The organism is Ramlibacter sp. PS4R-6, assembly GCF_037572775.1.
Taxonomy (GTDB): domain Bacteria; phylum Pseudomonadota; class Gammaproteobacteria; order Burkholderiales; family Burkholderiaceae_C; genus Ramlibacter.
The window spans coordinates 2,876,340-2,896,605 of record NZ_JBBHKA010000001.1; the positions used below are offsets into that span (position 1 = coordinate 2,876,340).

21 protein-coding genes and 1 tRNA gene are annotated in these 20,266 nt (G+C 67.7%); 7 read left to right on the forward strand and 15 right to left on the reverse strand.

All coding sequences use genetic code 11. The features are described from left to right. Positions 1–16 precede the first annotated feature (16 nt). Positions 17–1,063 (forward strand): quinone-dependent dihydroorotate dehydrogenase, encoded by a 1,047-nt coding sequence (locus WG903_RS14275; protein WP_340076506.1) that lies wholly within the window; start codon positions 17–19, stop codon positions 1,061–1,063. On the opposite strand, the gene WG903_RS14280 is transcribed toward WG903_RS14275, so the two are convergent. From WG903_RS14280 to WG903_RS14290, 3 genes are read right to left on the reverse strand one after another with little or no spacing between them, the layout of a single operon-like run. Further along, positions 1,051–3,156: a TonB-dependent receptor gene (locus WG903_RS14280; protein WP_340076508.1), complete on the reverse strand. Its 2,106-nt coding sequence runs from the start codon at positions 3,154–3,156 to the stop codon at positions 1,051–1,053. The genes WG903_RS14275 and WG903_RS14280 overlap by 13 nt on opposite strands. Then, positions 3,137–4,246, reverse strand: a complete 1,110-nt coding sequence (locus tag WG903_RS14285) for an NAD(P)/FAD-dependent oxidoreductase (protein WP_340076510.1) — start codon at positions 4,244–4,246, stop codon at positions 3,137–3,139. Before WG903_RS14285 ends, WG903_RS14280 begins: the two co-directional genes overlap by 20 nt. Then, positions 4,246–5,094, reverse strand: a complete 849-nt coding sequence (locus tag WG903_RS14290) for an N-formylglutamate amidohydrolase (protein ID WP_340076513.1) — start codon at positions 5,092–5,094, stop codon at positions 4,246–4,248. Before WG903_RS14290 ends, WG903_RS14285 begins: the two co-directional genes overlap by 1 nt. Positions 5,095–5,182: 88 nt before the next feature. On the opposite strand from WG903_RS14290, the gene WG903_RS14295 reads away from it, so the two are divergent. After that, positions 5,183–6,043, forward strand: a complete 861-nt coding sequence (locus tag WG903_RS14295) for a hypothetical protein (RefSeq protein ID WP_340076515.1) — start codon at positions 5,183–5,185, stop codon at positions 6,041–6,043. Between the two features lie 5 nt (positions 6,044–6,048). Here WG903_RS14295 and WG903_RS14300 read toward each other — a convergent pair. After that, positions 6,049–6,123: transfer RNA gene (locus WG903_RS14300), tRNA-Val, on the reverse strand. A gap of 24 nt (positions 6,124–6,147) precedes the next feature. Continuing rightward, complete coding sequence (dnaQ, locus tag WG903_RS14305; RefSeq protein ID WP_340076517.1) at positions 6,148–6,861, reverse strand: DNA polymerase III subunit epsilon; 714 nt, start codon at positions 6,859–6,861, stop codon at positions 6,148–6,150. 20 nt (positions 6,862–6,881) lie between these two features. Between dnaQ and WG903_RS14310 the strand changes: the two genes are divergently transcribed. Next, a complete protein-coding gene (locus WG903_RS14310) occupies positions 6,882–7,634 on the forward strand; it encodes an SDR family NAD(P)-dependent oxidoreductase (protein ID WP_340076519.1) in 753 nt (250 codons plus the stop codon). 33 nt (positions 7,635–7,667) lie between these two features. Here WG903_RS14310 and fdx read toward each other — a convergent pair whose 3' ends face one another. The 8 genes from fdx to WG903_RS14350 form a co-directional block, all read right to left on the reverse strand. Beyond that, positions 7,668–8,006, reverse strand: coding sequence for an ISC system 2Fe-2S type ferredoxin (gene fdx, locus WG903_RS14315; protein WP_340076521.1), 339 nt, complete (start codon positions 8,004–8,006; stop codon positions 7,668–7,670). A gap of 3 nt (positions 8,007–8,009) precedes the next feature. Beyond that, entirely contained in the window at positions 8,010–9,869 is a 1,860-nt protein-coding gene (hscA, locus tag WG903_RS14320; protein WP_340076523.1) for a Fe-S protein assembly chaperone HscA, read from the reverse strand. 4 nt (positions 9,870–9,873) lie between these two features. Then, positions 9,874–10,392, reverse strand: a complete 519-nt coding sequence (gene hscB, locus WG903_RS14325) for a Fe-S protein assembly co-chaperone HscB (protein WP_340076525.1) — start codon at positions 10,390–10,392, stop codon at positions 9,874–9,876. Further along, a complete protein-coding gene (gene iscA, locus WG903_RS14330) occupies positions 10,389–10,712 on the reverse strand; it encodes an iron-sulfur cluster assembly protein IscA (protein WP_340078248.1) in 324 nt (107 codons plus the stop codon). Before iscA ends, hscB begins: the two co-directional genes overlap by 4 nt. 22 nt (positions 10,713–10,734) lie before the next feature. Beyond that, positions 10,735–11,121, reverse strand: coding sequence for a Fe-S cluster assembly scaffold IscU (iscU, locus tag WG903_RS14335; RefSeq protein ID WP_340076527.1), 387 nt, complete (start codon positions 11,119–11,121; stop codon positions 10,735–10,737). A gap of 15 nt (positions 11,122–11,136) precedes the next feature. After that, entirely contained in the window at positions 11,137–12,360 is a 1,224-nt protein-coding gene (locus tag WG903_RS14340; RefSeq protein ID WP_340076529.1) for an IscS subfamily cysteine desulfurase, read from the reverse strand. A gap of 13 nt (positions 12,361–12,373) precedes the next feature. Beyond that, positions 12,374–12,907, reverse strand: a complete 534-nt coding sequence (gene iscR, locus WG903_RS14345; RefSeq protein WP_340076531.1) for a Fe-S cluster assembly transcriptional regulator IscR — start codon at positions 12,905–12,907, stop codon at positions 12,374–12,376. 128 nt (positions 12,908–13,035) lie between these two features. After that, positions 13,036–13,530, reverse strand: coding sequence for a low molecular weight protein-tyrosine-phosphatase (locus WG903_RS14350; protein ID WP_340076534.1), 495 nt, complete (start codon positions 13,528–13,530; stop codon positions 13,036–13,038). On the opposite strand from WG903_RS14350, the gene WG903_RS14355 reads away from it, so the two are divergent. Next, positions 13,505–14,299 carry an FkbM family methyltransferase gene (locus WG903_RS14355; protein ID WP_340076536.1) on the forward strand — a complete coding sequence of 265 codons (795 nt, stop codon included), beginning with the start codon at positions 13,505–13,507 and terminating at the stop codon, positions 14,297–14,299. The two genes, WG903_RS14350 and WG903_RS14355, sit on opposite strands and share 26 nt — an antisense overlap. 6 nt (positions 14,300–14,305) lie before the next feature. On the opposite strand, the gene uvrB is transcribed toward WG903_RS14355, so the two are convergent. Then, a complete protein-coding gene (uvrB, locus tag WG903_RS14360; RefSeq protein WP_340076538.1) occupies positions 14,306–16,408 on the reverse strand; it encodes an excinuclease ABC subunit UvrB in 2,103 nt (700 codons plus the stop codon). 119 nt (positions 16,409–16,527) lie between these two features. On the opposite strand from uvrB, the gene WG903_RS14365 reads away from it, so the two are divergent. The 3 genes from WG903_RS14365 (at position 16,528) to rsxB (ending at position 19,817) form a co-directional block, all read left to right on the forward strand. Continuing rightward, positions 16,528–17,727 carry an amino acid aminotransferase gene (locus WG903_RS14365; protein ID WP_340076540.1) on the forward strand — a complete coding sequence of 400 codons (1,200 nt, stop codon included), beginning with the start codon at positions 16,528–16,530 and terminating at the stop codon, positions 17,725–17,727. A 123-nt stretch (positions 17,728–17,850) separates the two neighbouring features. Continuing rightward, positions 17,851–19,173, forward strand: coding sequence for a polyhydroxyalkanoate depolymerase (locus tag WG903_RS14370; RefSeq protein ID WP_340076543.1), 1,323 nt, complete (start codon positions 17,851–17,853; stop codon positions 19,171–19,173). After that, the gene (gene rsxB / locus WG903_RS14375; protein WP_340076546.1) at positions 19,170–19,817 is read left to right on the forward strand and encodes an electron transport complex subunit RsxB; all 648 of its coding nucleotides are present in this window, start codon (positions 19,170–19,172) and stop codon (positions 19,815–19,817) included. Before WG903_RS14370 ends, rsxB begins: the two co-directional genes overlap by 4 nt. On the opposite strand, the gene WG903_RS14380 is transcribed toward rsxB, so the two are convergent. Further along, positions 19,814–20,251: a CBS domain-containing protein gene (locus tag WG903_RS14380; protein ID WP_340076548.1), complete on the reverse strand. Its 438-nt coding sequence runs from the start codon at positions 20,249–20,251 to the stop codon at positions 19,814–19,816. The genes rsxB and WG903_RS14380 overlap by 4 nt on opposite strands. Between the last annotated feature and the right edge of the window lie 15 nt (positions 20,252–20,266).

Here is a 20,266-nt window from a genome sequence, read left to right on the forward strand (position 1 = left end):
ATCATCGATTATCACCATGTCCCTGCTGCCCTATTCGCTCGCCCGCCCCTTCCTCTTCGGCCTCGACCCGGAGGTCGCGCACGAACTCACGCTGCACTCGCTGGCGATGGTGCAAGGCACGCCGCTCAAGTGGGCGTACAGCAATGCCTTCGTCGACGACCCCATCACGCTTGCGGGCCTGACCTTCCCTAATCGCGTCGGCCTCGCCGCGGGCCTGGACAAGAACGCGCGCTGCATCGACGGGCTGGGCGGCATCGGCTTCGGCTTCATCGAAGTGGGCACCGTCACGCCCAAGCCGCAGCCCGGCAACGCGAAGCCGCGCATGTTCCGCCTGCCGCAGGCCAACGCGCTGATCAACCGCCTGGGCTTCAACAACGACGGGCTTGCCGCGTTCGTCTCGAACGTCAAGCGCTCGTCCTTCCGCAGCAAGGGCCGCATCCTGGGGCTGAACATCGGCAAGAACGCCGCGACGCCCATCGAGGACGCAACCAGCGACTACCTCACCTGCCTCGAAGGCGTCTACCCGCACGCCGACTACGTCACGGTGAACATCTCCAGCCCCAATACCGCCAACCTGCGCTCGCTGCAGTCCGACGAAGCCCTCGATGCGTTGCTCGGCGCGGTCGCCGCCCGGCGAGCGGCGCTGGCCAAGTCACAAGGGCGCTGGGTGCCGATCTTCGTCAAGATCGCCCCGGACCTCGACGAAACCCAGGTCGGCGTGATCGCGGCGACGCTCAAGCGCCACGGCATGGACGGCGTCATCGCCACCAACACCACCATCGCGCGCGATGCGGTCAAGGGCCTGCCCCATGCCGAGGAAGCCGGCGGCCTGAGCGGCGCGCCCGTGCGCGACGCGAGCAACCGCGTCATCGCGCAATTGCGCGCCGCGCTCGGCAAGGGCTTTCCCATCATCGGCGTGGGCGGTGTGATGAGCGCGAAGGACGCCGTCTCGAAGATCGAGGCCGGCGCCGACGTCGTGCAGATCTACACGGGCCTGATCTACCGGGGCCCGGACCTGGTGAACGAGGTCGCGCGGGCCCTCAAGGGCCGTCAGAAGGCGTAGGTCGCGCCGGCCTTGGCGGTGTAGCTACGCCCCGGCGCCGGCTCGTAGAAGCGGCCGTTGCCTTCGTTCACGATGACGGAGCCCGCGTAGCGCCGGTCGAAGAGGTTGTCGACACGCGCGCCCGCCTCCAGCGTCCACCGCCCCGCACGCATGCGGTAGCCCGCATGCAGCGCGGCTGTCGTGAATGCGGGTGCGGCGTCGCTGTTGGCGTCGTTCACCCACACACGGCTTGAACGCCGCACTTCCGCGCCGCCCCGCCAGCCGAAGGCCGGCTGCCACGCCGCCTCGACGGCGGTGAACGACCGGGCGATGCCGGGAATGCGGTTGCCCGCGGGGATCACGAGCGTCGGCGTCGTGCACGGCGCCGCCACGCAGGTCGCGAAGGCATCCCGGTAGCGCGCATCCAGCCAGGTCTGTGCGATCTGCAGCTTCCAGTCGCCGCTGCGGATGGCGGCACCGAGCTCGACGCCGCGCCGCCGCGTGGCTCCGGCGTTCTGGAACGTGCTGCGCCCACCGCTGTTGGTCTGCGTCACGATCTCGTCGCGCGTGCGCGTCTCGAACACGGCGGCATTCCATTCGAAATTCCAGAGCGCTTCGGCCCCGCTGCGGCCCTTCAGGCCGGCCTCGAGGTTGTCGCTGTGCGAAGGCTTCAGCGCAAAGTTCAGGCCCGCTGCGCCGCTGGGCCGGTAGGCCAGCTCGTTGGCCGTCGGCGTCTCGAAGCCGCGCCCGAAGGCCGCATAGGCATGCAGGCGCGGCGATACCGCGAACAGCGCTGCGAACGCCGGCAATGTCGCACCGTAGCGCAGGCTCCCGCTGTCGTCGCCGTTCGTGCCCGCGACGTAGTGGTCGCGCGACCCGAAACGCACGGAACTGCGCCGCACGCCGGCCGTCACGCTCCAGCGGTCGGAGGGCTTCCACACGCCTTGCAGGTACGGGTCGATGCTCGTCACGCGGTTGTCCTCATCGCGCCGCAGCGCGCCTTGCACGCCCAGCGCCGTGCCGGCGAAGTTCTGCCAGCCCTGGCGGTGCTCGCGCAGCGTTTCGTACGACAGGCCGGCTACGAGCTGCAGGGCCGTGCCGTGCGCGTGCGTCCAGCGCAGGTCGGTGCCCGCGTATTCGCGCTGGAGGCCAATGACGCCGCCGGGATGCAAGGCGTTGCCTTGCGCGGCGACGGGGATGGCCTGGTACTGCACGGTGTGCCGCTCGCCGATCCATGCGGCGATTCGCACCGCATCGGCCGCTCCCAGCTTCGCTTCGTGCGTCCCGCCGGCCTGCTGCTGGCGCACCGTCTTGCGCGTGTCGAAGGCCAGCGCCGACGGATCGACGCCGCGCGGCGCCGCCTCGAACTGCGCACGGGTGAGTCCCAGCGGATCGTCCGCCTTCACGTCCACCGCGTTCGCCACGAAAGTCCAGCTGCGGCCTTCGGCCGGCTTCCAGTCCAGCCGCGCATTGCCGACGTCGCGCGTGACCGCCGAATGCGCCCGCCAGCCGTCGAGCGACATGTGGCTGGCACTGAAGACGTATCCAATGTCTCCGCTGGCGCCGCTTACGCGCAGGCCCGGGCGCGAAAGGCCGAAGCTGCCGCCGACGTAAGTCGCCGTCGCACGCGGCTCGCCTTGCCCCGGTTGCGTCGTCACCTGCACGACCCCGCCGGAAGAATTGCCGTACAGCACGGAGAAAGGCCCGCGCAGCACGTCGAGCTGCCCCACCGAGGACGGGTCGATGTGCGACAGCTGCCCCTGGCCGTCGGGCATGGTCGCCGGAATGCCGTCGACGTACAGCCGCACGCCGCGCACGCCGAAGGTCGAACGCGCGCCGAAGCCTCGGATGGACAGCTGCAGGTCCTGCGCGTAGTTCTGCCGGTCGCGCACCGCGAGGCCGGGCACGGTGGCGAGCGATTCGGACAGGTTGATCTCCGGCCGCGCAGCCGAGCGCGCGTCGTCGCCATCGATCACCGACACCGAAGCCGGCACGTCGAAGGGATTCGCGGCCGTGCGCGTGGCGGTCACCGTGACGGGCGGCAGCACCTGCGCAACGACGCTCGCAGGCAGCGCCAGCGCCCAAGCGATGCGTTCAAACGAGGTCGAGGACATGCTCGCCGATCGCCAAAGCGCTGGTCAGGCCCGGCGACTCGATGCCGAAGAGGTTTACCAGCCCTTGCACACCGTGCAGCGCCGGGCCGTCGATGCGGAAGTCGGGCGCGGCCTCGCCCGGGCCGTAGATTTTGGGCCGCACGCCGCTATAGCTCGGTTGCAGCGCGCCGTCGGGCAGCGCCGGCCAGTAGCGCCGCACTTCCGCGTAGAAGCCGTCGGCCCGCTTCGGGTCCACGGCGTAGTCGATCTCCTGCGGCGTGCGGGCCGCGAGCCATTCCAGGTCGGGGCCGAACTTCGCCTGCCCGCCCAGGTCGAGCGTGAGGTGCACACCCAGCCACGCATCGGCCGGCGCGGGGTAGATCAGGCGCGAGAACGGCGCCTTGCCGGCGAGGCTGTAGTAATTGCCCTTGGCGAAATGCTCGCGCGGGATCGCCGAAGGCGGCAGGCCGGCGAAGCGGCGCGCCAGCGCGCACGCATGCAGCGACGCGGAGTTGACGAGGATGGGCGCGGCGATCTCCGAGCCGTCGGCCATGCGGACCACGTGCGGTTCGCCGTCGTGGCCGAGCACGGCCGAATCGACGGCGGAGCCCAAAGCGACGAAGCCGCCTGCACGCTCCAGGTCGCCCTGCAGCGCCAGCATCAGCGCGTGGCTGTCGACGATGCCGGTCGTCGGCGACGACAGCGCAGCCACGCATTGCAGCGCGGGCTCCGCGGCCCTGGCCTGCGCGGCATCGATACGCTCCACGGGCACGCCGTTCGCCGCGGCGCGCGCCAGCAGCGCGTCCAGGCCCTTCGCCTCTTCCGGGCTGTTCGCCACGACGAACTTGCCGCAGTTGCGGTGCGGCACGCCGTGCGTGGCGCACAAGGCGTAGAGCATCTCCTTGCCGCGCACGCACAGGCGCGCCTTGAGCGAGCCGGGTGTGTAGTAGAGCCCCGCGTGGATCACCTCACTGTTGCGCGAACTCACCCCCTGGCCGATGGCCGTTTCGGCTTCGCAGACGATGGTTTCATGGCCGGCCTGCGCCAAGGCGCGTGCGACGGCCAACCCCACCACGCCCGCCCCGACGACGAGTGCCCCTATGCGATCCATCAGAGGCGCCGCGGGTCCGTTTCGAGCAGCATCGCCAGCAGCGAGCGAAGGTCCGCCTTGAGCCTGGCGGCGCGCGGCGTCAGCTCGAGCGTGGCTTCGTCCATGTACAGCTTGCGATTGATCTCGACCTGGATGCTGTGGCGGTGGTGCGCGGGGTCGGCGTGCCGCCGCACGAGTTCCACGCCCTTGTACGGATGGTTGTACGAGGCGCTGTAGCCCAGTGCCTCCAGGTGCGCACAAATCTTCTTCGACAGGCGCGGGTCGGCGGTCGTACCCTCGCGGTCGCCGATGACAAAGTCGGCATGGACCAGGCCGGGATAGTCGGTGGAGAACGGCGCCGACACCGCGGGCATCGAATGGCAGTCGATGTGGATGCACCAGCCGTGGCGGCGATGCGCCGCGTCGATGGCCTTGCCGACGGCTTCGTGAAACGGCCGCCAGCAGTTCTCGATGCGCGCCTCGACCTCCGCCGCCGTGAGCTTGCGCGAGTAGATCGGCACGCCGCTGTCCGTGATGCGCCAGATCAGCCCCTTGCCGAGCCTCACCTTCGCGAGGGACTTCGGGTCCGAGGCGACCTCACCGCGCCAAGCGTCTTCCAGCATCGCGACGTCGATCTCGGTGACGTTGCGGTTCACGTCGAGGTAGCTGCGGGGGAACAGCGCTTCCACCCATGCGATGCCCATCGCGGGCGCGAAGTCGTACAGCTTCTCGACGTGCGTGTCCTCGGCCTGCCGCAGCTCGCCCATGTCGCAGGCGTGGCGGAAATCCTCCGGGTAGACCGTGCCGCTGTGCGGCGAGTCGAGCACCAGCGGGCTCGTGCCGGGCACCACGCGGATCCATGCATCCATGCACGGATTGTGGCGCAGGCACGCCGCGCCGGGGCTCGGAAACCGCGTATGCCGCCGATAATGAAGAGTCGAAAGATGACGGGGACCCATGACGCTCAGGGCAGTCCTTCAACGCGTGGCCGCATCGGCGCAGGACGGGCTGGGACGTTTCACGCACAAGACCCCCGTGGACCTCGGCCGTGAGTTCCCGCTTTTCCAGTGCAACAACAGCGGCCCGCGCGACCAGCTCGACGCGATGTCGCTGGATGCGATCAACGGCGTCTTTCCCGTCCTGAAAACCCTGGCCTGCTCGCACGGGGACCCGAGCGATCCTGTCGAGCTCGCGTCGTCGCCCCGTTCGCCGCAGCAGGAGCGCGTCGCGCAGTCGCTGAAGGAACGGTTCGACCACCACGGCAGCGACAAGTCGACCGAACACGATTGCCACCTGCTGTACGGTGCACTGTGTCCGCAGCCGGAAGAAGTGCGGCGCGTGTTCGAGATCGGCCTGGGGTCGCCGCACGCCGACATGCTCGGGAACATGGGCCCGCAGGGGCGGCCGGGTGCATCCCTGCGGGCCTTCCGCGACGTGTTCGCGCAGGCCGAAATCTGGGGCGCGGACATCGACCGCCGCATCCTCTTCCAGGAAGAACGCATCCGCACCGTGCACGCCGACCAATGCTCGGCGCAGTCGCTCGCGGAACTGGCGGCGGGCATGCCCCACGACTTCGACCTCGTGATCGACGACGGCGTCCACGGCCCGCATGCGAACCTCGAGTTCCTGCGTTTCGCGTTGGTGATCGCGCGGCGCGGGGGCTGGATCGTGATCGAGGACATCCGCGAGGAGGCAGCGCCGCTGTGGGCCGTCGTCGCCGCCATCATTCCCTCGCACAAGCCGCGGCTCTATCGCTGCAAGCAGGGGCTCGCGTTCGCCGTGGAAAAAGGCGAAGCCGGCGCTGGGCCGGCTTCATGAATGTCTGGTGGGCGATACATGGATCGAACATGTGACCCCTGCAGTGTGAATGCAGTGCTCTACCGCTGAGCTAATCGCCCTCTTCCCATTGGGAAAGCCTTGGATTATGCCACAGGCTGAGTCACGATTTTCCAGATCGCCTTGCCGCCGCTCGCCTTATCGAGCTGCTGCAGGACCTCCTCGTGCGCGGCGGCTTCCTGCTCGTTCGCCAGCAGAACGGGCAACGTGAACTGGCGCAGGTCCACGCGCGTCGCGATGCCCGCGATGGCGTCGGACGCGCCCGCGTCGATCAGCAGCGCGTCCTGGCCGCGCGTCATGTTGATGTAGACGTCGGCCAGCAGCTCCGCGTCGAGCAGGGCGCCGTGCAGCGTGCGGCCGGAGTTATCCACGCCCAGGCGGTCGCACAGCGCATCGAGGCTGTTGCGCTTGCCCGGCCACTGCTCCTTGGCCATCGCCAGCGTATCGGTCACCTGCTGCACGATGGCGCCGATGCGCGACTTGCCGGCGAGCTCGAGCTCCTTGTCGAGGAACGAGACGTCGAAGGCGGCGTTGTGGATGATGATCTCGGCGCCGGCGAGGTACTCGACCAGTTCGTCCGCGACCTGGGCGAACTTCGGCTTGTCGCGCAGGAACTCGTTGCTGATGCCGTGGACCTTGAGCGCGTCCTCGTGGCTGTCGCGCTCGGGGTTCAGGTAGAAATGCTTGTTGTTGCCCGTGAGCTTGCGAGCGACGAGCTCCACGCAGCCGATCTCGATGATGCGGTCGCCCGCCTCCGCCGAAAGGCCCGTGGTTTCCGTGTCGAGGACGATTTGGCGCACGGCGGGATTATGCTTGAGGGATGTTCCAACTCACCGGAAAAATCGCGGTCGTGACGGGCGGAAACGGCGGCATCGGCCTGGGCATGGCGCGCGGGCTCGCGCAGGCGGGCGCACTCGTTGTGATCGCGGGACGCAACGCGGAAAAATCCCGCGAAGCCGCGCACGAATTGCGCCGGGAAGGTTGCAAGGCCGAGGCGGTCGAGGCCGACGTGACCGACGAAGGCGAGGTGGCGCGTCTCTTTTCCGAAACGGACAAGCACCACGGTCGCCTGGACATCCTGGTGAACAACGCGGGCACCACGGTGCGCAAGCGGCCGCACGAGCTGACGCTGGACGAGTGGCGGCACGTGATGGACACGAACCTCACGAGCGCCTTCCTGTGCTCGCAGGCGGCGTACCCGCTGCTCAAGCGCCAGGGCGGCAAGGTGATCAACATCGGCTCGATGATGTCGATCTTCGGCGCGCCCTACGCGTCGGCGTACGGCGCGAGCAAGGGCGGCATCGTGCAGTTCACCCGCTCCATCGCAACGGCGTGGGCCGCGGACAACATCCAGGCCAACGCCGTGCTGCCGGGGTGGATCGACACCGAGCTCACGCAAGGCGCTCGCGAGCAGGTGCCAGGGTTGAACGAGCGCGTCGTCGCGAGAACACCGGCGGGGCGCTGGGGTGCACCGTCGGACCTTGCCGGCGTGGCCGTGTTCCTCGCCAGCAGCGCGTCCGACTTCGTGACCGGCGCGGCGATCCCCGTGGACGGCGGCTACTCGATCGCCTAGTGAATCCCGGCGCAGGCCGGGGGCCAGGGTCTTCTAGTGTTTCTCTTTCGCGTGGTTGATCGAGTATTTGGGGATCTCGACCACCAGGTCCTTCTGCGCCACGATCGCCTGGCATGACAGGCGCGAGTCGGCCTCCAGCCCCCACGCGCGGTCCAGCAGGTCTTCCTCGTTCTCGTCCATCTCGTTGAGCGACTTGAAGCCCTCGCGCACGACGACGTGGCAGGTGGTGCAGGCGCAGCTCATGTCGCACGCATGCTCGATCGCGATGCCGTTGTCCAGCAGCGCCTCGCAGATGGACGTGCCGGGCGTAGCCTGGATCTCGGCGCCTTGCGGCGCATATTCGGGGTGCGGGAGGACCTTGATCTTCGTCATGCTCTAGAGGGCTTCCACGTTCTTGCCGGCCAGCGCCTTCTGGATGCTGTGGTTCATGCGCGTGGCGGCGAAGCTTTCGGTGCCCTTGGCCAGCGCTTCGGTGGCGGCCTCGATGGCGGCCGCGTCGGTTGAGTTCTCGGCGATCGCCCGCAACGACGCCATCAGGGCATCGATGTGCGCACGTTCCTCGCCGGCCAGCAGCGCGGCATCGGCGTCCAGCGCGCTCTGCGTCGCGAGCAACATGCGCTGCGCCTCGAGCTTGGCTTCCGCCAGCGCGCGGGCTTTCATGTCGTGCTCGGCGGTCGAGAAGCTCTCCTTCAGCATGCGCGCGATCTCGTCGTCGGTCAGGCCGTACGACGGCTTGACGTCGATGCTCGCCTCCACGCCGCTGCCCTGCTCCTTCGCGCTCACGGACAACAAGCCGTCGGCGTCGACCGTGAACGTCACCCGGATGCGCGCCGCGCCCGCGGCCATCGGCGGGATGCCGCGCAACTCGAAGCGCGCGAGGCTGCGGCAGTCCTGTACCAGGTCGCGCTCGCCTTGCAGGACGTGGATCGCCATCGCCGTCTGGCCGTCCTTGTAGGTCGTGAAGTCCTGCGCCTTGGCGGTGGGGATCGTCTCGTTGCGGTGGACGATGCGCTCGACCAGCCCGCCCATGGTCTCGATGCCCAGCGACAGCGGGATCACGTCCAGCAGCAGCAGGTCGCCGGCGGCGCCGTTGCCCGCGAGCTGGTTGGCCTGGATGGCCGCGCCCAGCGCAACCACCTGGTCGGGGTCCAGGTTGGTGAGCGGCTGGCGGCCGAAGAACTGCGCCACGGCGCGCCGCACCTGCGGCATGCGCGTGGAGCCGCCCACGAGCACGACACCCTGCACGTCGTCCTTGGCCAGCTTCGCGTCCCGCAGCGCCTTGCGCACCGCACCCATCGTGCGGGCCGTGAGTTCGCCCGTGACGCCCTCGAAATCCTCGCGCGTCACGGGTATCGCGTGTTCCTGCCCGCCCGCCGTGAACGTGGCCAGCACGCTGCCGTGCTCCGACAAGCTCTCCTTGGCCGCGCGTGCCGCCACCTTCACCGCGGACTTGTCGCGCGCGCTGGTCGCCGCGGCGCCGGCTTGCGTGAGCAGCCAGTCGGCGAGCGCGCGGTCGTAGTCGTCACCGCCCAGCGCCGAGTCGCCGCCCGTGGCGATCACCTCGAAGACGCCCCGCGCGAGCCGCAGGATCGAAATGTCGAAGGTGCCACCGCCCAGGTCGTACACCGCATAGATACCCTCCGAGGCGTTGTCCAGCCCGTAGGCGATCGCAGCCGCGGTGGGCTCGTTGATCAGGCGCAGCACGTTGATGCCTGCCAGCTTCGCGGCATCCTTGGTGGCCTGCCGCTGCGCGTCGTCGAAGTAGGCGGGCACGGTGATGACGGCGCCGTGCAGGTCGTCGCCCATCGTGTCCTCGGCGCGGTGGCGCAACGTGGCAAGGATTTCGGCGCTGACCTCCACGGGCGACTTCTCGCCCTCGCGCGTGGCCAGCGCCACCATGCCCGGCTTGTCGATGAAGCGGTAGGGCATCTTTTCGCGGTTGGCGATGTCGGCGAGGCCGCGGCCCATGAAGCGCTTGGCCGAAACGATGGTGTTCTCGGCATCTTCGGACTGCGCCTGCTGCGCGTCGAAGCCGATCTGGCGGCGGCCGCCTTCGAGGTAGCGCACGACCGAAGGCAGCAACACGCGGCCCTGGTCGTCGGGCAGGCACTCGGCGACGCCGTTGCGCACCGTGGCAACGAGCGAATGCGTGGTGCCCAGGTCGATGCCGACCGCGATCCGCCGCTGGTGCGGGTCGGGCGATTGCCCGGGCTCTGAAATCTGCAGGAGCGCCATCGCGCTATTGTCCCAGTTGCTCGGCGCGGCCTTCGACGTCGTGGGCAAAGCGCTCGATGAACATGAGGGCTCTCACCTGCTGGGCAGCGGCGCGGGGGTCGTTCTCGTCGTCGAGCATGCGGCGCACGCGCTCGACCGTGTCGCGGCGGGCCACCTGCAGCTCGCCCTCGAGGCGGTCGACGTCCTCGATCGAACGTGCCTCTTCCAGAGCCTCGCGCCATTCCATCTGCTCGACGAGGAAAGTCGCCGGCATCGCCGTGTTGTTCTCGGGGTCGATGGGGGAGCCGCGCAGCTCGCACAGGTAGGCGGCGCGCTTGAGCGGATCCTTCAGGCGCTTGTAGGCTTCATTGATGCGCACCGACCACTGCATGGCGATGCGCTGGGCGGCGGCGCCCTGCGCCGCGAAACGGTCGGGATGGGCTTCGCGCTGCAGGTCCTTCCAGCGCTCGTCGATGCGGCCAAGGTCCTGCGCGAACTGCTCGGGCACGCCGAAGAGCTCGAAATCGTTGCTCTGGAGATTCACACCCGGAAGGATTCGCCGCAGCCGCAGCGGTCGCGCTCGTTGGGGTTGTTGAACTTGAAACCCTCGTTCAGGCCTTCGCGCACGAAGTCCAGCTGCGTGCCGTCGATGTAGGCCAAGCTCTTGGGGTCCACCAGCACCTTCACGCCGTGCTGTTCGAACACCAGGTCCTCGGGCGCGGCGTCGTCCACGTACTCGAGCTTGTAGGCCAGGCCCGAGCAGCCCGTGGTCTTGACGCCCAGGCGCACGCCGACGCCCTTGCCACGCTTCGCCAGGTACCTCTTGATGTGGCGCGCGGCAGGCTCGGTGAGGGAAACCGCCATCTTCTCCAGGCGATGCGACTCGTCAGGCTGCATGCTTCTTCTTGTAGTCGGCCACGGCCGCCTTGATCGCGTCTTCCGCCAGGATCGAGCAGTGGATCTTCACCGGGGGCAGCGCGAGCTCCTCGGCGATCTGGCTGTTCTTCAGCGACGCGGCCTCGTCCAGCGTCTTGCCCTTGACCCACTCGGTCACCAGCGAGCTGGAGGCGATCGCGGAGCCGCAGCCGTAGGTCTTGAAGCGCGCGTCCTCGATGACGCCGGTGGACGGGTTCACCTTGATCTGCAGCTTCATCACGTCGCCGCAGGCGGGCGCGCCGACCATGCCGGTGCCGACCGTCTCGTCGCCCTTGTCGAAAGAGCCCACGTTGCGCGGGTTCTCGTAGTGTTCAACGACTTTTTCGGAATAGGCCATGGTTGTTCTCCAGTCTCAATGCGCCGTCCACTGGATCGACGAGATGTCCACGCCGTCCTGGTACATCTCCCACAGGGGGGAGAGTTCGCGCAGGCGGGCGACGTTCTTGCGGATCGTGTCGACGGCATAGTCGATCTCTTGCTCGGTCGTGAAACGCCCGATGGTCATGCGCAGGCTCGAGTGCGCCAGTTCGTCGCTGCGGCCGAGCGCGCGCAGCACGTAGCTCGGCTCGAGCGAAGCGGAGGTGCAGGCGGAGCCGGACGACACCGCCAGGCCCTTGATGCCCATGATCAGCGACTCGCCTTCGACGAAATTGAAGCTGATGTTCAGGTTGTGCGGCACGCGATGCTCGAGGTGGCCGTTGATGAACACCTGCTCCACGTCCTTCAGGCCGTCCAGCAGGCGCTTTTGCAGCGCGTGCGCCTTGGCGTTGTCCTGGCCCATCTCGGCCTTGGCGATGCGGAAAGCCTCGCCCATGCCGACGATCTGGTGCGTGGGCAGCGTGCCCGAGCGCATGCCACGCTCGTGGCCGCCGCCGTGCATCTGCGGCTCGATCCGCACGCGCGGCTTGCGGCACACATACAGCGCGCCGATGCCCTTGGGGCCGTAGGTCTTGTGCGACGCCAGCGACATCAGGTCGATGGGCGTCTTCTTGACGTCGATCTCGACCTTGCCGGTGGCCTGTGCAGCGTCGACGTGGAAGATGATCCCCTTCTCGCGGCACAGCGCGCCGATGGCGGGGATGTCCTGGATCACGCCGATCTCGTTGTTCACGTACATGACCGAGATGACCGTGGTGTCGGGGCGGATCGCGGCCTTGAGCACCTCGAAGTCGAGCATGCCGTCTTCCTTGACGTCGAGGTAGGTCACCTCGAAGCCCTGGCGCTCGAGCTCGCGCATCGTGTCCAGCACCGCCTTGTGCTCGGTCTTCACCGTGATCAGGTGCTTGCCGCGGGTCTTGTAGAAATGCGCCGCGCCCTTGATCGCCAGGTTGTCCGACTCGGTCGCGCCCGACGTCCACACGATTTCGCGCGGGTCGGCGTTGATCAAATCGGCCACCTGCTGGCGCGCCTTCTCGACAGCCTCTTCCGCCTCCCAGCCCCACGCATGGCTGCGCGACGCCGGGTTGCCGAAATGCTCGCGCAACCACGGGATCATCGCGTCGACGACGCGCGGGTCCACCGGCGTCGTCGCGCCGTAGTCCATGTAGATCGGGAAGTGCGGGGTCGAGTCGCTCATCGTCGTGTCGGTGTCAGCTCTTGGCGAAGGAATTTCCGAGGGCAAAGACCGAGTTCGGCGCGTTCACGCGGATCGGCTTGACCACCGGCTGCGGCGAGATCGCGCGCTTCACGGCGGGCTTGTCCTCGATCTGGATGCCCTTGGCGAGCTGGTCGTCCACCAGCTTCTGCAGCGTGACGGAGTCCAGGAACTCGACCATCTTCTGGTTGAGCGAGGCCCACAGCTCGTGCGTCATGCAGCGGCCGCCGTCGTTGCAGTTTTCCTTGCCGCCGCATTGCGTGGCGTCGATCGGCTCGTCGACCGAGACGATGATGTCGGCAACGGTGATCTCGGCAGCCTTGCGGCCGAGCGTGTAGCCGCCGCCGGGGCCGCGGGTGGACTCCACCAGCTCGTGCCGGCGCAACTTGCCGAAGAGCTGCTCCAGGTAGGACAGCGAAATCTGCTGCCGCTGGCTGATCGCCGCCAGCGTGACGGGACCGTTGTTCTGGCGCAGGGCCAGGTCGATCATGGCGGTGACCGCGAAGCGGCCCTTGGTGGTGAGTCTCATGCGAGCTTCTCCTTGCAGCCTGCCCCACGGCAAGCCGTTGAGTTCATTGGGTTTTTCGGCGTATCCTGAGTGTTCCTGTCAAGTATACCCGATTCCCCACCGGAGCGCTCGGGTACTTCAGGAATCGCTCAGCTTGGGGCGGTGGCGAGGCGGTTGCGGATGAAGACCAGGAGGCCCCGGCAGGCGGCCTCGACCTGGTCCAGCACGCGCTCGAACATCAGCGGCCCGCCGGTGTACGGGTCCGGCACGATATCGTTGATGCCCGGCGGCGCGAACTCCATCAGGCGCATGAGCTTGCGCCGGTGCTGCGGCGGGCACATCTCCTCCAGCTCGCCGAGGTTCTGCCAGTCCATCGCCAGGATCAGGTCGAACTCCTCGAAGTCGCTCGCTGCGACCTGGCGCGCGCGCAGCTTCGACAGGTCGTAGCCGCGCTTGGTCGCGTGTTCCTGGCTGCGCCGGTCCGGCGGCGAGCCCACGTGGTAGTCGAGCGTCCCGGCGGAGTCGATGCGCACGCGGTCGCCCAGTTCCGCCTCCTGGACCAGGTGGCGCAGCACCGCTTCGGCCGTCGGGCTCCTGCAGATGTTGCCCATGCAGACCATGAGGATCGAATACTTCGGCGTCATGTGCGCATTGTCTCAAGCCGGCCGGGCCGACGTCGCTATGCCATATTCCGGCATCCAGATGGCGCTCGTACCCACCGTCCTCAAGAAGCTGCTGCCCTACGGGTTCAAGCAACGCATCAAGCGCTGGGCGGGCGTTCCCTCGATGCGATCGCGCCTCGAGAACCTGCGCCGCGCGGGGTTCGAATGCAGCGGCGCGGTCGACGTGGGCGCCTTCGCGGGCGATTGGGCCCGGGAGGCGCGGGAAGTCTTCGGCTGCAAGGTCCTTCTTGCGGAACCGCTGCCGCAGATGCAGGAGGCACTCCGCGAACTGGCCCGCCAGCACCCGTTCATGGTCGAACCGCTGGCGCTGGCCGAGGCGCCTGGCATCGTCCGCTTCCGGTCGGAGGAGACGAACTCGCGGATTGCCGCCCCCGGCGAATCCGCCGCCATCGAAGTGCGGGCCGACCGCCTCGATGCCGTGCTCGCGCGGTACCCCGATTTCCGCCCCAACCTCCTCAAGGTGGACGTGCAGGGATCGGAGTTGTCCGTCCTGGAAGGTGCCGGGGACCGGCTCGCCGCCTTCGAAGTGCTCGTCCTGGAAGTCTCCCTGATCCAGATGGGCATCGCGCCGTCATTCCTGGAAGTCATGAACTGGACCGCCGCGCGCGGCTACCGCCTCTACGACATCCTGCCCATGTACTACCGGCCCTACGACCGCGCCCTGTGGCAATGCGACGCGTTCTTCGCGAGAAACGATTCGGCTTTGGTCAGCACGAACCGCTGGGAGTAGCCGCTTTCACTTCTTCGCGGCCTGGATGGGCACGACGTTGTCGTGCACCGACGCCCCGAAGGCCTGCTCCTTGAGCAGCGCCAGCTGGTCGCGCACGCGGGCGGCCTTCTCGAACTCCAGGTTGCGCGCGTGCTCGAGCATCTGCTTCTCGAGCCGCTTGATCTCCTTGGCGATGTCCTTCTCGGACATGTCCTCGACCATGGCGCGCTGCAGTTCCTGCTTTTCCATCTCCTTCGAAGCCGCGGCGCTGTAGACGCCGTCGATCATGTCCTTGATCTGCTTCTGGATGCCGCGCGGCGTGATGCCGTGCTCCAGGTTGTAGGCCACCTGCTTGGCGCGGCGGCGCTCCGTCTCGCCGATGGCCTTCTTCATCGACTCGGTCATGTTGTCGGCGTACAGGATCGCCTTGCCGTTCACGTGGCGCGCGGCGCGGCCGATGGTCTGGATCAGCGAACGCTCGGCGCGCAGGAAGCCTTCCTTGTCCGCATCGAGGATGGCCACCAGCGACACCTCGGGGATGTCCAGGCCCTCGCGCAGCAGGTTGATGCCCACCAGCACGTCGAACTGGCCCAGGCGCAGGTCGCGGATGATCTCCACGCGCTCCACCGTGTCGATGTCGCTGTGCAGGTAGCGCACCTTCACGCCGTTGTCGGCCAGGTAGTCGGTGAGCTGTTCGGCCATGCGCTTGGTCAGCGTGGTGATCAGCACGCGCTCGCCCTTCTCCTCGCGGATGCGGATCTCCTGCAGCACGTCGTCGACCTGGTGCGTGGCCTTGCGCACCTCCACTTCGGGATCGATCAGGCCCGTGGGCCGCACCACCTGCTCCACCACCTGCCCGGCATGCGTGCGCTCGTACTCGGCCGGGGTGGCCGAGACGAACACCACCTGCCGCATGCGCGTCTCGAATTCCTCGAACTTCAGCGGCCGGTTGTCCAGCGCGGACGGCAGCCGGAAGCCGTACTCGACCAGCGTGAGCTTGCGCGCACGGTCGCCGTTGTACATGGCCGCGAGCTGACCCATCATCTGGTGGCTCTCGTCCAGGAACATCAGCGAGTCCTTGGGCAGGTAGTCGGTGAGCGTCGAGGGCGGCGATCCCGGCGGCGAGCCCGAGAGGTGCCGGGTGTAGTTCTCGATCCCCTTGCAGTGGCCCACCTCGCTGAGCATCTCCAGGTCGAAGCGCGTGCGCTGCTCCAGCCGCTGCGCCTCGACGAGCTTGCCCATGCCGACGAGTTCCTTCAGGCGCTCGTCCAGCTCGATCTTGATGGTCTCCACGGCCGACAGCGTTTTCTCGCGCGGCGTGACGTAGTGGCTCGACGGGTAGATGGTGAAGCGCGGCACTTTCTGGCGGATGCGGCCGGTGAGCGGGTCGAAAAGCTGCAGCGACTCGATCTCGTCGTCGAACAGCTCCAGGCGCACGGCGAGCTCGCTGTGTTCCGCGGGGAACACGTCGATGGTGTCGCCGCGCACGCGGAACGTCCCGCGCGAAAAGTCCTGCTCGTTGCGCTGGTACTGCATGCGAATGAGCTGGCCGATCACGTCGCGCTGGCCGATCTTGTCGCCCACCCGGCAGATGAAGCGCATCTGCGTGTAGTCCTCGGGGGCGCCGATGCCGTAGATCGCCGACACCGTCGCGACGATCACCGTGTCGCGCCGCTCCAGCACGCTCTTGGTGGCCGACAGGCGCATCTGCTCGATGTGCTCGTTGATGGAGCTGTCCTTCTCGATGAACAGATCCCGTTGCGGGACGTAGGCCTCGGGCTGGTAGTAGTCGTAGTAGCTGACGAAGTACTCGATGGCGTTGTGCGGGAAGAATTCGCGGAACTCCGAATACAGCTGCGCCGCCAGCGTCTTGTTCGGGGCGAACACGATCGCAGGGCGCCCCAGGCGCGCGATCACGTTGGCCATCGTGAAGGTCTTGCCCGAGCCCGTCACGCCCAGCAGCGTCTGGAACACCTCGCCGTCCTGCACGCCTTCGACGAGCTTCTGGATCGCCTGCGGCTGGTCGCCGGCGGGCGGGTACGGCAGGTACAACTCGAACGGGGAGCCGGGGAAGGTGAGGAACTCGCCCTTCTTCTGGGATTCAACGGTGACTTCGGAAAGCTCTGGCATGGGTGAGGTTCTACGGGTTACCCCTAAAATCGAGGTCAGCCGGACAGCGTACCGCAAGGCATGCCATCCGTGCACGCTCCGCCCGCCCAGCCAACGCCGCTACTGACACAAGGAAACCAATGTCCCTCTTTGCCGCCGTCGAAATGGCCCCGCGCGACCCGATCCTGGGTCTCAACGAGCAGTTCAACGCCGATCCCAACCCGAACAAGGTCAACCTGGGTGTCGGCGTGTACTACGACGAGAACGGCAAGTTGCCGCTGCTGGGCTGCGTGCTGGCGGCCGAGAAGCAGATGATGGAAGCGCCCAAGGCGCGCGGCTACCTGCCCATCGACGGCATCGCGGCGTACGACGCGGCGGTGCAAGGCCTCGTATTTGGGGCCGACAGCGAGCCCGTCAAGGGCAAGCGCGTCGCCACCGTGCAGGCCCTGGGCGGCACCGGCGGCCTGAAGATCGGCGCCGACTTCCTGAAGAAGGTGCGCCCCAGCGCCAAGGTCCTGATCAGCGACCCGAGCTGGGAAAACCACCGCGCGCTCTTCTTGCAGGCGGGCTTCGAGGTGGAGGCCTACCCGTACTACAACGCCGCCAAGCGCGGCATCGACTTCGACGGCATGCTCACCGCGCTGGGCACGGCGCCGGAAGGCACGATCGTCGTCCTGCACGCCTGCTGCCACAACCCCACTGGCTACGACATCACGCCGGCGCAGTGGGACCAGGTGATCGCGGCCGTGAAGCAGCGCAAGCTGGTGCCCTTCCTGGACATGGCCTACCAGGGCTTCGGCCAGGGCATCGCGGAAGACGGCGCCGTGATCGCGAAGTGGGTCGCGGCGGGCCTGGACTTCTTCGTCTCGACCTCGTTCTCCAAGAGCTTCAGCCTGTACGGCGAACGCGTCGGCGCCCTGTCCGTGTGCTGCACGAACGCCGAAGACGCATCGCGCGTGCTGTCGCAGCTGAAGATCATGATCCGCACCAATTACAGCAACCCGCCGACGCACGGCGCGCAGGTGGTGGCGACGGTGCTCAACACGCCGGCCCTGCGCACGCAATGGGAGCAGGAGCTGGCCGGCATGCGCACGCGCATCAAGAAGATGCGCCACGCGCTGGTCGACAAGCTCAAGGCCGCGGGCGTCCAGCAGGACTTCGGCTTCATCGTCGACCAGGTCGGCATGTTCAGCTACTCGGGCCTGTCCAAGGACCAGATGCAGCGCCTGCGCGGCGAGTTCGGCGTTTACGGCGTGGACAGCGGCCGCATCTGCGTGGCGGCCCTGAACGACAAGAACATCGACCACGTGGCGCGGTCGATCGCCGCCGTCCTCCAGTAAGTTTGGCGTAAGCCACCGGGCCGGGCCGGCCGCCCGTGTCCTACTTCCGGACTAGTGGATTCACCCCAGTTGAGGCGCTCATCCGGGTGTATATTGCACTGCACAAAGTACCCGGGCGAAAGCATGCTTTACCAGATCTACGAAGCGCAGCGGAACATCATGGAGCCCTTCGCGGAGTTCGCGCAGGCCGCCTCCAAGCTCTACAGCAACCCGCTGACGCCTTTCGGGCAGGCTCCCTTCTCCCAGCGCCTCTCGGCCAGCTACGACCTGATGTACCGGTTGTGGAAGGACTACGGCAAGCCGGACTGGGGCATCACCACGGTGGAGATCGACGGCACCGAGATCGCCGTGCACGACCGCGTCGAGATCGACAAGCCCTTCTGCGAGCTGCGCCGCTTCAAGCGCTTCTCGGATGACCCCGCGACGCTCGAGAAGATGAAGGGCGAGCCGGCGGTGCTGATCGTGGCGCCCCTTTCAGGCCACTACGCCACGCTGTTGCGCGACACCGTGCGCACCATGCTCAAGGACCACAAGGTCTACATCACCGACTGGAAGAACGCCCGCGGCGTGCCGCTGGAAGCCGGTGAGTTCCACCTCGACGACTACGTGCACTACGTCGAGGAGTTCATCCGCCACCTGCAGAAGGTCTACGGCAACTGCCACGTCATCAGCGTGTGCCAGCCCACCGTGCCGGTGCTGGCGGCGGTTTCGCTGATGGCCTCGCGCGGCGAGGTCACGCCGCTGACGATGACCATGATGGGCGGTCCCATCGACGCGCGCAGGTCGCCCACCGCGGTGAACAACCTCGCGATGAACAAGAGCTACGAGTGGTTCGAGAACAACGTGATCTACCGGGTGCCGACGAATTTCGCCGGCTCCGGCCGCCGCGTGTACCCGGGCTTCCTGCAATACACCGGCTTCGTGGCGATGAACCCCGACCGCCACCTCAGTTCGCACTACGACTACTTCAAGAACCTGATCCGCGGTGACGACGCCAGCACCGAGGCGCACCGCCAGTTCTACGACGAGTACAACGCCGTCCTCGACATGGACGCGGACTACTACCTCGAGACCGTGCGCGTCGTGTTCCAGGAGTTCGCCCTGGTGAACGGCACCTGGGACGTGATCGCCGACAACGGCGACCTCGAGCGCGTGCGCCCTCAGGACATCAAGACCACCGCGCACTTCACGATCGAGGGCGAGCTGGACGACATCTCCGGTGCCGGCCAGACCGAAGCGGCGCACGACCTGTGCACCGGCATCCCGAAGGCGCGCCAGAAGCACCTCGAGGTCAAGGGCGCGGGCCACTACGGCATCTTCAGCGGCCGCCGCTGGCGCGAGATCGTCTACCCGCAGATCCGCGACTTCATCCTGAAGAACAACCAGGGCCCGCAGGTCGGCGCGCCCGCGAAGAAGAAGTCGCGCCGCACTGCCGTGGAGGCGTGAGCCCCCAGGCCCGGCGCATCCACGCGGCGCTGCCGCAGACGCAGTGCACGCGCTGCGGCTACCCGGACTGCGCGGGCTACGCCGAGGCGATCGCCGCCGGCGAAGCCGGCATCAACCAGTGCCCGCCCGGCGGCGCGGAAGGCGTCGCCCGCCTGGCGCAGCTGACGCAGCGCGCACCGCTTCCCCTCAACCCCGCGAACGGCCTCGAAGGCCCGCGCACCCTCGCCGTCATCGACGAGAACTGGTGCATCGGCTGCACGCTGTGCATCGAGGTCTGCCCGACCGACGCGATCCTCGGCACCAACAAGCGCATGCACACGGTGATCGACCCGTATTGCACCGGCTGCGAGCTGTGCGTGCCTGTGTGCCCGGTGGATTGCATCTCGCTCGAGAACGTCACCGGCGGCGCGACCGGCTGGGATGCCTGGTCGCCGGCGCTCGCCGAGGAAGCGCTGGAGCGCTACGAATGGCGCAAGGCGCGCCTGGCGCGCAATGCGAAGGAGCATGAAGAGCGGCTGGAAGCGAAGGCGCGCGAGAAGCTCGCGAACCTGCCGCAGCTCACGAAGGGCGGTGACGTGGACCGCAAGCGCGCGACGATCGAGGCGGCCCTGGCCCGCGCCCGCGCGCAACGCCCGAAGGCCTAGCCCAGCGCGTCGTTGATCTGCTCGTTGAACTCGGACACCGCGAAAGCGTTGCCCAGCTCCCGCGGCAGCGCATCGCGGATCGAGAACACGCCCAGGATGCGCGAGCCCTGCACGATCGGCAGGTGGCGGAAACCGCGCTCCAGCATGATCACCAGCGCGTCCGACACCGTCATCTCCGGCGGCACGACGATCGGCTTGGGTGTCATCACCTCCTTGACCGTCGTCTTCTCCGGGTCCACGCCCCGGGCCAGCACGCGCGTCATCAGGTCGCGCTCGGTCAGGATGCCCAGCAGCACGTCCGGCGGCTCGATCACGAGCACGCTGCCGCAGTTGACGCGCGTCATGGCCCCTGCAGCGTCCCGCACCGTCGCGTGGGGCGGCACCGAGAGGGCATGCTTCTGCGAGATGGACTGGAAGACGGTGCGCTCGGCCATGGCGGTCTCCTTCGT

Coding starts and splice junctions, on each gene's coding strand:
- WG903_RS14370 (WP_340076543.1), top strand. CDS start 17,851: ATGCTTTACCAGATCTACGAAGCGCAGCGGAACATCATGGAGCCCTTC.
- uvrB (WP_340076538.1), bottom strand. CDS start 16,408: ATGCCAGAGCTTTCCGAAGTCACCGTTGAATCCCAGAAGAAGGGCGAG.
- WG903_RS14275 (WP_340076506.1), top strand. CDS start 17: ATGTCCCTGCTGCCCTATTCGCTCGCCCGCCCCTTCCTCTTCGGCCTC.
- WG903_RS14310 (WP_340076519.1), top strand. CDS start 6,882: ATGTTCCAACTCACCGGAAAAATCGCGGTCGTGACGGGCGGAAACGGC.
- WG903_RS14340 (WP_340076529.1), bottom strand. CDS start 12,360: ATGAGCGACTCGACCCCGCACTTCCCGATCTACATGGACTACGGCGCG.
- iscR (WP_340076531.1), bottom strand. CDS start 12,907: ATGAGACTCACCACCAAGGGCCGCTTCGCGGTCACCGCCATGATCGAC.
- iscA (WP_340078248.1), bottom strand. CDS start 10,712: ATGGCGGTTTCCCTCACCGAGCCTGCCGCGCGCCACATCAAGAGGTAC.
- WG903_RS14350 (WP_340076534.1), bottom strand. CDS start 13,530: ATGACGCCGAAGTATTCGATCCTCATGGTCTGCATGGGCAACATCTGC.
- WG903_RS14365 (WP_340076540.1), top strand. CDS start 16,528: ATGTCCCTCTTTGCCGCCGTCGAAATGGCCCCGCGCGACCCGATCCTG.
- WG903_RS14295 (WP_340076515.1), top strand. CDS start 5,183: ATGACGCTCAGGGCAGTCCTTCAACGCGTGGCCGCATCGGCGCAGGAC.
- hscA (WP_340076523.1), bottom strand. CDS start 9,869: ATGGCGCTCCTGCAGATTTCAGAGCCCGGGCAATCGCCCGACCCGCAC.
- WG903_RS14280 (WP_340076508.1), bottom strand. CDS start 3,156: ATGTCCTCGACCTCGTTTGAACGCATCGCTTGGGCGCTGGCGCTGCCT.
- WG903_RS14380 (WP_340076548.1), bottom strand. CDS start 20,251: ATGGCCGAGCGCACCGTCTTCCAGTCCATCTCGCAGAAGCATGCCCTC.
- WG903_RS14285 (WP_340076510.1), bottom strand. CDS start 4,246: ATGGATCGCATAGGGGCACTCGTCGTCGGGGCGGGCGTGGTGGGGTTG.
- WG903_RS14290 (WP_340076513.1), bottom strand. CDS start 5,094: ATGGATGCATGGATCCGCGTGGTGCCCGGCACGAGCCCGCTGGTGCTC.
- iscU (WP_340076527.1), bottom strand. CDS start 11,121: ATGGCCTATTCCGAAAAAGTCGTTGAACACTACGAGAACCCGCGCAAC.
- fdx (WP_340076521.1), bottom strand. CDS start 8,006: ATGACGAAGATCAAGGTCCTCCCGCACCCCGAATATGCGCCGCAAGGC.
- WG903_RS14355 (WP_340076536.1), top strand. CDS start 13,505: ATGAGGATCGAATACTTCGGCGTCATGTGCGCATTGTCTCAAGCCGGC.